Source organism: Janibacter cremeus, from assembly GCF_029395675.1.
In the GTDB taxonomy this organism is placed as follows: Bacteria; Actinomycetota; Actinomycetes; order Actinomycetales; family Dermatophilaceae; genus Janibacter; species Janibacter cremeus_A.
On sequence record NZ_CP115184.1, the window covers coordinates 3,142,901 to 3,153,510 of the forward strand.

Genomic DNA, 10,610 nt, shown 5'->3' on the forward strand with positions numbered 1-10,610 from the left:
CCCGCCGCCCCGTCACAGCGGCTCGACAGGCTCCAGGGGTTCTGCTTCCTTGGCGGACAGCCGCCGACGCCGGCGGGCGGTGGTGAGCGAGTCGACGCTGAGGAAGAACAGCGCGACCCAGACGATCGCGAAGCCGACCCAGCGCTCCACGGTCAGCTGCTCCCGCAGGATCGTCACGCTGACGATCAGCTGCAGCACGGGGGTGATGAACTGGATCAGCCCGATGGTCACGAGTGGGATCCGCCGCGCGGCCTCGGCGAAGAGCAGCAGCGGGATCGCGGTGACCACGCCTGCCGAGACGAGCAGCAGCAGGTGTCCGACGCCCTCGGTCGTGAAGGTCGACTCGCCGGTCGCCGAGAGCCACCACACCAGGCCCAGCGCGGGCGGGGCGAGGAAGATCGTCTCCGCGGACAGGGAGCTGAGGGCGGGCAGGGTGGCGCCGAGGCGCTTCTTGGTCAGGCCGTACCCGCCGAAGGAGCCGGCGAGCACCAGGGAGATCCACGGCAGCCCGCCCCCCACGAAGGTCAGGTAGAGGGCGGCCGCGGCGCCGATCCCCACGGCGACCCACTGCAGTCGCCGGAGACGCTCGCCCAGGACGAGCACACCGAGGGCGACGGTGACGATCGGGTTGAGGAAGTAGCCCAGGGCCGCCTCGTTCGTGCGCCCGGTGCTGACGGCGTAGACGTAGACGAACCAGTTGATGCCGATGAGGTAGGCCGCGATCCCGACACCGAGCGCGAGCCGGCCGCGCAGCTGGCGCAGCAGGTCGACCAGCTCCCGGCGCAGCACGAGGATGAAGACGCACAGGACGAGCGTCCACAGGATCCGGTGGGCAAGGATCTCGTCCGCGCCCGCCGGGCGCAGGGCGTGGAAGTACAGCGGGAAGAGTCCCCAGATGCCATAGGCGAGCCAGGCGGCCACGACGCCGAGCCCGTGGCGTTCACGAGTCACACGTCGAGGCTAGACGACCCGGTCGCCCGCCTCGATGGCGGGACTAGTTGACTCGCGAGTAATGTGTGGGGATGGATCGTGCCACTGCATGGGAGCGCGCGACACGGGGGCGGGCCGCCCCCTTCGCCGTCGTCGACCTCGCCGCCTTCGACGCCAACGCGGCCGACCTGGCCCGCCGCGCCGCCGGCCGGCCGATCCGGGTGGCGAGCAAGTCGATCCGGGTGCGCCACCTGCTGGAGCGGGCGCTGGCGCACGAGGGCTTCGCCGGGGTCATGTCCTACTCCCTGCGTGAGGCGCTCTGGCTCGCCGAGTCCGGGCTGACGGACCTCTTCGTGGCCTACCCGACGAGCGATCGTGGCGCGCTCACCGCGCTCGTCCGGGACGAGCAGGCGCTCAGGGAGATCGCGATCGCCGTGGACTCCGTCGAGCACGTCGAGGCCCTCCGCCGCTGGCTGCCCGCCGGCGCCCCCGTGCGCGTCGTCATCGACGTCGACGCCTCCCTGCGGCTCGGCCCGGCGCACCTGGGGGTGCGCCGCAGCCCGACCCGCTCGCCGCGTCGTGCGGTCGCCGTCGCCACGGCCGCACACCGTGCCGGGCTGCGGGTCGACGGGCTGATGTTCTACGACGCCCAGATCGCGGGCCTGCCGGACAGCTCGGCGGCGGTGCGCCTGGTCAAGGCGCGCAGCGATGCCTCCCTGCGACGACGGCGCGGAGCCGTGCGCAGTGCCGTCGAGGAGGTGGTCGGCCCCCTTCGCATCGTCAACGGCGGTGGGACCGGCTCGCTCGAGGTGACCGGCGCGGACCCGGCCCTCACCGAGCTCGCCGCCGGCTCCGGTCTGATCGGGCCGACGCTCTTCGACGGCTACGACGCGTTCAGCCCCCAGCCGGCCGTCGCCTTCGCGCTTCCCGTCGTTCGGCGGCCCGCGAGGAGCATCGTGACCGTCTTCTCCGGCGGGTACATCGCCTCCGGTGCGGCGGGGAGGAGCCGGGTGCCGTCCGTGCACCACCCCGAGGGGCTCGGGCTCATCGGCTCCGAGGGTGCCGGCGAGGTGCAGACACCGTTGCGTGGCAAGGCCGCTCGCGACCTCAGCATCGGTGATCACGTGTGGTTCCGGCACGCCAAGGCGGGCGAGCTCGCCGAGCGGTTCGACGAGTACCTCGTGGTGCGCGGCGACGAGGTCGTCGACGTCGTGCCGACCTACCGCGGCGAGGGGAAGAACTTCGGATGAGCACGACGTGGACCAACTGGGCGGGGACCGTGACGGCGTTGCCCGAGGTGCTGCGTCCGCGTACGCCCGAGGCGCTCGCGGGGGTGGTGCGCGACGCCGCGGAGCGGGGACGACGGGTCCGGCCCGTCGGCAGCGGGCACTCCTTCACCGCCGTCGCGCGACCGGCCGACCTCCAGCTGAGCCTCGAGCACCTCTCCGGGATCGTCTCGGCCGACCGGGAGACCGGCCGGGTCCGCGTCCTGGCGGGGACCCCCCTGCGCGTCCTCAACCGGGCCCTGGACCTGCTCGGCCTGGCGATGCCCAACCTCGGTGACATCGATGCGCAGACCATCTCGGGCGCGCTGTCCACCGGTACCCACGGCACCGGAGCGACCCTGCCCGGGCTGACCGGCGCCATCGCCGGCCTGCGGCTGGTCACCCCGGACGGGGAGAGCCGGTGGATCGACGCGAGCGAGCCGCAGCTCTTCGGTGCCGCCCGAGTGGGGCTCGGGGCGCTCGGCGTCATCACCGAGATCGAGCTGGCCTGCGTGCCCGCCTACCGGCTGCGCGCCGTCGAGCGTCCCGACTCCCTCGATGCCGTGCTGCCCCGGATCCAGGAGCACTTCGATGCCCACCGGCACTTCGAGCTCTACTGGTTCCCCGGCACGCGGCGCGTGCAGACCAAGGCCAACGACCTCGTCGGCGACGACGTGGACGAGCCGCTCGCGCCCTGGCGTCGCCGTCTCGACGACGAGATCCTGTCCAACACCGTCTTCGGAGCCGCCAACCGGTTGCTGGTCAGGGCGCCGCGAGCGGTCCTGCCCTTCAACGCGATCGCGGCCCGGGCGCTCACCGAGCGCGTCTACACCGGACGCTCGCACGAGGTCTTCTGCACGCCCCGCACCGTGCGCTTCGTCGAGTCCGAGTACGCCGTGCCCCGGGAGGCCGTCACGGACGTGCTCACCGACCTCGCGGCCTGGGTCGCGCGGCGCCGGGAGCCGATCTCCTTCCCCGTCGAGGTGCGGGTCGCCGCACCCGACGACATCTGGTTGTCGACGGGCTACGAGCGCGCGAATGCCTACATCGCCGTGCACCAGTACCACCGGGGTGACCACCGCGCGTACTTCGCGGCCTTCGAGGACATCGTCGCCGCGCACGCCGGGCGGCCGCACTGGGGGAAGATGCACCGGCTCGGTGCCGACGAGCTGGCCGCGCTGTACCCGCGGATGGCCGACTTCCGCGCGGTGCGCGACCGGCTCGACCCGGATCGCGTCCTGTCGAACGACTACCTGGAGCGAGTCCTCGGCCCCTGAGCGAGGGAAGGATGGTCGGGGCAGTGGTGGTCCGGCTCAGGCCGCAGCCCGGACTGGATGCACAAGGTGCGGTGCACCACCAAGGAGTCCGGGCTGCGCGCCAAGGGCCACCGCTGCCCTGGCCACCCGCCCGCGCTGGCTTCGAGACGGTCGCGGGGCGACCTCCTCAACCAGCGGTTGGGAGGCGCCTACTCGACGGTCCAGGTGTCGTTGCCCAGGAGCAGCTCCTGCAGGTCGGCGTCACCCGCGGGACCACCGGCGAGGTCGACGGCGGACTCGACCTGCGCGCGTGTCTGGTCGTCGTAGGTCGGGCGGTCGACGGCGCGGAAGATGCCCATCGGCACGTGGGTCATCGACTCGGAGTCCAGCCGGCTGATCGAGAACGCCTGGCTCGGGTCGGAGAGGGTCACGTCGTGGACGACGACCTGGTCGGCCAGCCCGTGGGCGGAGACCTCGCCCTCGGGGCGGAAGGTGACCGAGCCGCCCTCGCCGCGCACGAGGACCTCGCGCTCGCCCTCGTCACCGATGGTGACCGGCTCGCCGTCGACGAGGTGGACCAGCCGGGCCTTCTTCTGCTCGACGTCCTTGATCAGCTCGAAGGCGCCGTCGTTGAAGATCGGGCAGTTCTGGTAGATCTCCACCAGTGACGTCCCGCGGTGGGCGGCGGCCTGCTTGAGCACCTCGGTCAGGTGCTTGCGGTCGGAGTCCATCGTGCGCGCGACGAAGGTCGCCTCGGCGCCCAGGGCGAGGGAGACCGGGTTGAAGGGGGCGTCGACGCTGCCCATCGGCGAGGACTTGGTCACCAGACCGGTCTGCGAGGTCGGGCTGTACTGCCCCTTGGTCAGGCCGTAGATCCGGTTGTTGAAGAGCAGGATCGTCATGTTCACGTTGCGGCGCATCGCGTGGATGAGGTGGTTGCCGCCGATCGAGAGCGCATCGCCGTCACCGGTGACGACCCACACCGACAGGTCCTCCCGGCTCGTCGCCAGACCGGTCGCGATCGCCGGTGCGCGCCCGTGGATCGAGTGCATGCCGTAGGTGTCGAGGTAGTACGGGAAGCGCGAGGAGCAACCGATCCCGGAGATGAAGGTGATGTTCTCCCTGCGCAGCCCGAGCTCGGGCAGGAACCCCTGCACGGCCGCGAGGACCGCGTAGTCACCGCAACCGGGGCACCAGCGCACCTCCTGGTCGGACGCGAAGTCCTTGCGGGTCTGCTTCTCGCCGTCGGCGATGGCAGGAACCCCGGCGGTGCCGGAGGCGACGGTGGGGATACCGAGATCCATGGTCATGCTCAGACCTCCTGGAGGGCTGCATCGATGACCTCGGCGAGGTCGGCGACCTTGAAGGGCAGGCCGCGCACCGAGGTGTGGGAACGGACGTCGACGAGGAACTCCGCGCGCAGGAGCATCGCCAGCTGGCCGAGGTTCATCTCCGGCACGATGACGCGCTCGTACCGGCGCAGGACCTCGCCGGTGTTGGCCGGGAAGGGGTTGAGGTGGCGCAGGTGCGCGTGGGCGACGGACTCACCGCGGGCGCGCAGGCGGCGCACGGCCGCGAGGTTGGGGCCGTAGGTCGAGCCCCAGCCCAGGACGAGGACCTTGGCGTCGCCGCTCGGGTCGTCGACCGCCAGGTCACCGATGGAGTCGGCGACCTTGTCGACCTTTGCCTGGCGGGTGCGCACCATGAGGTCGTGGTTGTCCGGGTCGTAGGAGATGTTGCCGGTCGTGGCGTCCTTCTCGATGCCGCCGACGCGGTGCTCGAGCCCGGCGGTGCCGGGCACCGCCCACGCCCGGGCGAGGGTCTCCTCGTCGCGGACGTAGGGGTGGAAGACCGGGTTGCCCTTGGCGTCCTCGCCGTTGGTCTCGGTGGCCAGCCGGACCGGGAACTGTGGCAGGTCCGCGACGGCGGGCACCTGCCACGGCTCGGAGCCGTTGGCCAGGTAGCCGTCGGAGAGCAGGAAGACCGGTGTGCGGTACGTCGTGGCGATCCGCACCGCCTCCACCGCAGCGGAGAAGCAGTCGGCGGAGGTCTGCGGGGCGACGATCGGCACCGGTGACTCGCCGTTGCGCCCGAACATCGCCTGCAGCAGGTCGGACTGCTCGGTCTTGGTCGGCAGCCCGGTGCTCGGGCCGCCGCGCTGGACGTCGACGATGACCAGCGGCAGCTCGAGGCTGACCGCCAGACCGATCGTCTCCGACTTCAGCGCCACGCCGGGGCCGGAGGTCGTCGTCACGCCGATCGACCCGCCGAAGGAGGCACCGAGCGCCATGCCGATGGCGGCGATCTCGTCCTCGGCCTGGATCGTCGTCACGTCGTGGCGCTTGTAGCCGGAGAGGGCGTGCAGCACGTCGCTGGCCGGGGTGATCGGGTAGGACCCGAGCACGAGCGGGCGGCCGGCCTGGTGCGCGCCGGTGACCAGCCCCAGCGCCAGAGCGGTGTTGCCGGTGATGTTGCGGTAGGTGCCCGGCGGGGTGGGGGCGGCCTCGACCGTGAAGGGGACGGCGAAGTCCTCGGTCGTCTCGCCGTAGTTCCAGCCCGCGCGCAGCGCCGCGAGGTTGGCGGCGAGGATGTCGGGCTTGGCGCCGAACTTCGACGCGAGGAACTCCTCGGTCGAGTCCGTGGGGCGCGAGTACATCCACGACAGCAGACCGAGGGCGAACATGTTCTTCGCCCGCTCCTTCTCCTTGCGGGTCAGGGAGTCGAACTCGGCCAGGGCCTCGACGGTGATCGAGGTCAGCGGCAGCGGGTGCACGTGCCAGGAGTCGAGGCTGTCGTCGTCGACGGGGCTGCTCGTCCAGCCGACCTTCTTCAGGTTGCGGGTGGTGAACTCGTCGGTGTTGACGATGATCGTCGCCCCGCGCGGGACGTCCTTGAGGTTGGCCTTGAGCGCGGCCGGGTTCATCGCGACGAGGACGTCGGGGGCGTCGCCGGGGGTGAGGATGTCCCAGCTGGCGAAGTGCAGCTGGAAGGAACTCACCCCGGCCATCGTGCCCTGGGGGGCGCGGATCTCGGCCGGGAAGTTCGGCAGCGTGGACAGGTCGTTGCCCAGGGCCGCGCTGTCGGCGGTGAACCGGTCACCGGTCAGCTGCATGCCATCACCGGAGTCGCCGGCGAAACGGATGATGACGCGGTCCTTGGTCTGGGTCGGCGTGCTGCTGCTCATGGTGGGTGGTCGTGCCCCTTGCGGAAAGTCGATGCACGCCCGGGTCCCCGAGCGTTCTTCCATGGTAGGCCGTAAAAAATCCCAGAACCTAGTCGATCACGTTATGAGATGCATAACACCGAGTTATGGAGCAGGATGGCCACCCGATCACCCGGTCAAAACCGTGGCGCGGACTCACTCGAGCACGGCCTGGTCGTCGGGGATCGCTACCTCGAGTGTCTCGCCCGCGGCGAGGTCCGGCAAGCGCGGGAGCAGCAGCTCGACCACCGTCGACGGCTGGTGGTGCATCGGCTTGGTCTCCGGGTGGGGGAGGTAGACGAGCCCGTCGTGGGCCTCCTCGCCGCGTCGGACGGTGCACTCGACGAAGGAGAAGGTCTCCGGGCCGTGCACGTCGGTCCACTCCACGTCACGGAAGGTCCACCGCGGCGTGCGCACCCGCAGCCGGTGCGGGGCGAGGTCGAGGTTGACCGTCGCCGGGACGAAGGGGGTCAGGTCCAGTCCCCGGGCCGCGAAGTGCGGCGCCTGCAGGGCGATCGTGCCCGAGGGGAAGGGGGAGTCGCCCGCCCGGCCGGAGGCGACCCCGTGGCCGGCGACGACGACCCCCTTCGCCCTGCGGGTCACCGGACGAACTGCGGTGTCAGCGGCGGCATCCACCACTCGCCGTTGTTGGCCTTGACCGCGCCGATGACGTGGATGACGGTCGCCACGACGATGACGATCGGGTAGAAGAGGAAACCGATCAGCACGAACATCAGCAGCGACGACAGGATCAGCAGGATCGCGGTGATGATCTGCACGTTGAGGCTGTTGACCGCGTGCTGGCGCACGAAGGGACCGCGGTCCTTGTAGATCAGGTAGATCACGAGCGAGCCGACGAAGCCGAGCAGGCCGGCGCTCAGCGGCAGCAGGATCGCGGGGACGAGGTGGGCGAGCATCCCGAGGCTGCGCTCCTCGGACGGCTTCAGCGGTGTCGAGGTGTTCCAGACCCCGCTCTGCGGGGGGAACTGGCGCTGCGGGTTGCCGTACGGGTCCTGGTCGCCCTGGGCGTGCGGGGGTGGCCCCTGCGGCGCCTGCCCCTGGGGCGTCTGGCCGGGCGGGGGCGGTGAGCCCTGGGGCGTCTGGCCGGGCGGGGGCGGTGAGCCCTGCGGCGTCGTACCGGGCGGGGGCGGCGGGGGACCCTGGCCCGGGTTCTGGCCGGGCTGGTTCGGGTCCTGCGGGTTCTGCGGTGGGGTGGTCATGCGGGCCTCCTGGTGGTCTCACCGACGACTCTGCCCTGTCCGGCGGGGGGGAGTCCATGAGGAGGACGCCCGTAAGGGGGTGGGGTATTCCCCCCGTGGCACGGCGAAGGGGGACGCTCCCGCAACGGGAACGCCCCCCTCGTCATGGGGTGGAGTCGGTCAGGCCGCGTCGCTGCCCTCCGGCGCGACCGGGACGGTCGGTCCGGGCTTGCCGGACTTGCCGCGGCTGGTCTTGCCGTTGATCTCCTTGGTGGACTGGCCGAGCGTGATCGCGGAGTGCGCGATCGCGTCGCTCATCGTGTCCAGCGCCTCCATGTTGATGTTGTCGATGTCGTCCTCGGCGGTGTGGTAGTTCGGGTCGTAGGTGATGCCGGCGGTGCCGCCGAACATCTCCGCCTCCTCCTCGGTCTTGATGCCGTCGGCGCCGGTGAAGAGGCCGGAGGCCGGGACACCCGCGTCGATGAAGGCCGAGTAGTCGCTGCGACCGGAGAACTCCGTGTCCACCCACGGCTGGTTGGCCGCGTCGAAGTAGTCGGTGAAGACCTCCTCGGTGGCCGCGGAGCCCTGGGGCACCTCGACGGGCGCCTCGTAGGTGGACTCGTCCGCGTCGTAGACGCCGATGATGTGGTTCGGCGAGGCGATCATGTCGAAGTTGAGGTAGGTCGCGATGTCGTCCAGGGCGGCCGGGTCGTTCTCCTGCAGGTCGGCGACGTAGTGGTTGGAGCCGACCAGCCCCAGCTCCTCGGCGCCCCAGAAGGCGAAGCGGACCGTGTTGTTGAGCTTGTTGACCTCGCCCAGCTGCACGGCGGTCTCGAGGATGCCGGCGGTACCGGACCCGTTGTCGTTGATGCCGGGACCCTCGTGGGTGCTGTCGAGGTGGGCGCCGAGCATGACGACGTTGTCATCACGGCCGGTGTCGGTCTCGGCCAGGACGTTGAAGGTCTCGCGCTCCTCCATCGTCTTGTCGAGGGTGAAGTTCATGGTCACCGGGCCGGCCGCCATCTTCTCCAGCAGCGCCTGGCCCTCGGCCATGGTGATGCCGGTCGCCGGGGCGCTCGTCGGCTCGACGCCGCCCAGGGTGCCGTTGAGGACACCCTCCTCGTTGTTGTAGATGATCACGGCCTCGGCGCCGGACTCGCCGGCGGCGACGGCCTTGGCGGCGAAGGAGCAGGCGCCGCGGCTGACGAGGGCGATGTCGCTGTCGCCGCTGAGGTCGACGCCGTCCCAGGCGGCGGCGTCGCAGCCGGTCGCGCTCGCGGGGGCGATGAGCTCGCCGGTGACGCCACCCTCGGGTGTGGGCTGGCTGTAGGCCATCGGGACGTGCTCGACGTCGCGGGCGTCGGGGGAGAGCTCGCTCAGGCTCGCTGCGTGCACCTCCTCATAGATGAAGGAGAAGTACTGGCGCTCGGTCTCGTAGCCGGCGTCCTGCAGGGTCGTCTCGACGTACTCGGCGCTGGCCTCGTAGCCGGACGTGCCGGCGCCGCGGTTGCCGTCGTTGGCGTCGGCGATCGCCTGGAACGCCTCGAGGTGGTCATGGACGTTGTCGAGGGTGACCGCTTCGGTCATCTTCTTCGAGTTGTTCGGGTTCTTCGCCTGGGCGGGCCCGGCGGCGAGGGTCGTCATCGCCAGGGCTGCGGTGGCTGCGGCCGCGGTGACGGCTGCTGTACGTGAACGCACGTGTCCTCCAAATGTCGCGGCCGAGCCTCGTTGCACGACCGTGCCCCCAGAGGGTAGAGGTGATCGGCGTCACGCGCACGGCGAACGCCCTCCCCGTGCGACGCGGTGGCCGACAGTAGGCTGGCGGGGTGGATGGATACCTTGTCGTCGCAGGGGTGCTCGCCGTCGGCGTGCTCCTCGTCGTCGCGGGGTACACCGCCCGTCGGGCGCTCGCGCCCTCGGCCCCGAGCCGGGCCAAGCTGGCGACCTACGAGTCCGGGGTCGACCCGGTAGGCGAGCACTGGGCGCAGACGCGGGTGCGCTACCTCGGCTACGCCTTCCTCTACGTGATCTTCGCGGTGGACGTCGTCTACCTCTTCCCGTGGGCGCTCGTGCTGCGCACCGACCTGGGGCCCGCGAGCCTCGTCGAGGTCGCGATCTTCATCGGTGTCGTCCTCCTCGGACTCGTCCACGCGCTCCGGCGCGGGCTCCTGCGATGGACGTGAGGCGATGACCACCGACCTGCCGATGCCGCGCGTGGGCCCCGTGGCCGCCCACGCGCCCAAGCCGATGAAGATCGTCCTCAACTGGGGTCGGCGGTACAGCCTGTGGGTCTTCAACTTCGGCCTCGCCTGCTGCGCGATCGAGTTCATCGCCGCCTCGATGGCCCGGCACGACTTCATCCGGCTGGGCGTCATCCCCTTCGCCCCCGGCCCGCGGCAGGCCGACCTCATGGTCGTCTCCGGCACCGTGACCGACAAGATGGCGCCCTCGATCCGCCGCCTCTACGACCAGATGCCCGAGCCGAAGTACGTCATCTCCTTCGGGGCCTGCTCCAACTCCGGCGGCCCGTACTGGGACTCGTACTCGGTGACCAAGGGTGTCGACCAGCTCATCCCCGTCGACGTCTACGTGCCCGGCTGTCCGCCGCGCCCCGAGGCGCTCCTCCACGGGATCATCACCCTCCAGGACGCGATCGCTGCAGAGTCGCCCGGCCGGGCGCGCCGCGACAGCGGCCGCACCGTCACCGCCGGCTCCGTGCGGCGCGGCCTCCTGCGACGCCCGGCGAAGGGGGAGTGAC

10 protein-coding genes are annotated in these 10,610 nt (G+C 71.1%); 4 read left to right on the plus strand and 6 right to left on the minus strand.

Annotated features, from left to right (window positions below; translation table 11 throughout):
• Positions 1-12: 12 nt before the first annotated feature.
• Positions 13-951, minus strand: coding sequence for an EamA family transporter RarD (rarD, locus tag O9K63_RS15025; RefSeq protein WP_277239143.1), 939 nt, complete (start codon positions 949-951; stop codon positions 13-15).
• Between the two features lie 71 nt (positions 952-1,022).
• On the opposite strand from rarD, the gene O9K63_RS15030 reads away from it, so the two are divergent.
• Together O9K63_RS15030 and O9K63_RS15035 are read left to right on the plus strand one after the other, a co-directional pair.
• Positions 1,023-2,180, plus strand: coding sequence for an alanine racemase (locus tag O9K63_RS15030; RefSeq protein ID WP_277239144.1), 1,158 nt, complete (start codon positions 1,023-1,025; stop codon positions 2,178-2,180).
• Complete coding sequence (locus tag O9K63_RS15035) at positions 2,177-3,472, plus strand: D-arabinono-1,4-lactone oxidase (protein ID WP_277239145.1); 1,296 nt, start codon at positions 2,177-2,179, stop codon at positions 3,470-3,472. Before O9K63_RS15030 ends, O9K63_RS15035 begins: the two co-directional genes overlap by 4 nt.
• 188 nt (positions 3,473-3,660) lie before the next feature.
• Here the strand turns inward: O9K63_RS15035 and O9K63_RS15040 are convergent, their stop codons facing one another.
• From O9K63_RS15040 to O9K63_RS15060, 5 genes are all read right to left on the minus strand, one after another.
• Entirely contained in the window at positions 3,661-4,761 is a 1,101-nt protein-coding gene (locus tag O9K63_RS15040) for a 2-oxoacid:ferredoxin oxidoreductase subunit beta (RefSeq protein WP_277239146.1), read from the minus strand.
• Between the two features lie 2 nt (positions 4,762-4,763).
• The gene (locus tag O9K63_RS15045) at positions 4,764-6,635 is read right to left on the minus strand and encodes a 2-oxoacid:acceptor oxidoreductase subunit alpha (protein ID WP_277239148.1); all 1,872 of its coding nucleotides are present in this window, start codon (positions 6,633-6,635) and stop codon (positions 4,764-4,766) included.
• A 174-nt stretch (positions 6,636-6,809) separates the two neighbouring features.
• Positions 6,810-7,256: a hypothetical protein gene (locus O9K63_RS15050; RefSeq protein WP_277239149.1), complete on the minus strand. Its 447-nt coding sequence runs from the start codon at positions 7,254-7,256 to the stop codon at positions 6,810-6,812.
• Entirely contained in the window at positions 7,253-7,873 is a 621-nt protein-coding gene (locus O9K63_RS15055; protein ID WP_277239150.1) for a DUF4870 domain-containing protein, read from the minus strand. The genes O9K63_RS15050 and O9K63_RS15055 overlap by 4 nt, the downstream gene beginning before the upstream one ends.
• Positions 7,874-8,032: 159 nt before the next feature.
• Positions 8,033-9,550, minus strand: coding sequence for a M20/M25/M40 family metallo-hydrolase (locus O9K63_RS15060; RefSeq protein WP_277239151.1), 1,518 nt, complete (start codon positions 9,548-9,550; stop codon positions 8,033-8,035).
• A 128-nt stretch (positions 9,551-9,678) separates the two neighbouring features.
• Between O9K63_RS15060 and O9K63_RS15065 the strand changes: the two genes are divergently transcribed.
• Positions 9,679-10,035, plus strand: a complete 357-nt coding sequence (locus tag O9K63_RS15065) for an NADH-quinone oxidoreductase subunit A (protein WP_277239153.1) — start codon at positions 9,679-9,681, stop codon at positions 10,033-10,035.
• A gap of 4 nt (positions 10,036-10,039) precedes the next feature.
• Positions 10,040-10,609, plus strand: coding sequence for an NADH-quinone oxidoreductase subunit B (locus O9K63_RS15070; RefSeq protein ID WP_277239154.1), 570 nt, complete (start codon positions 10,040-10,042; stop codon positions 10,607-10,609).
• Position 10,610: the final 1 nt, after the last annotated feature.

Excerpts from the sequence above, each read along its gene's own strand:
- O9K63_RS15040 (WP_277239146.1), bottom strand. The coding sequence starts at position 4,761 with ATGACCATGGATCTCGGTATCCCCACCGTCGCCTCCGGCACCGCCGGG.
- O9K63_RS15055 (WP_277239150.1), bottom strand. The coding sequence starts at position 7,873 with ATGACCACCCCACCGCAGAACCCGCAGGACCCGAACCAGCCCGGCCAG.
- O9K63_RS15030 (WP_277239144.1), top strand. The coding sequence starts at position 1,023 with ATGGATCGTGCCACTGCATGGGAGCGCGCGACACGGGGGCGGGCCGCC.
- O9K63_RS15045 (WP_277239148.1), bottom strand. The coding sequence starts at position 6,635 with ATGAGCAGCAGCACGCCGACCCAGACCAAGGACCGCGTCATCATCCGT.
- O9K63_RS15070 (WP_277239154.1), top strand. The coding sequence starts at position 10,040 with ATGACCACCGACCTGCCGATGCCGCGCGTGGGCCCCGTGGCCGCCCAC.
- O9K63_RS15035 (WP_277239145.1), top strand. The coding sequence starts at position 2,177 with ATGAGCACGACGTGGACCAACTGGGCGGGGACCGTGACGGCGTTGCCC.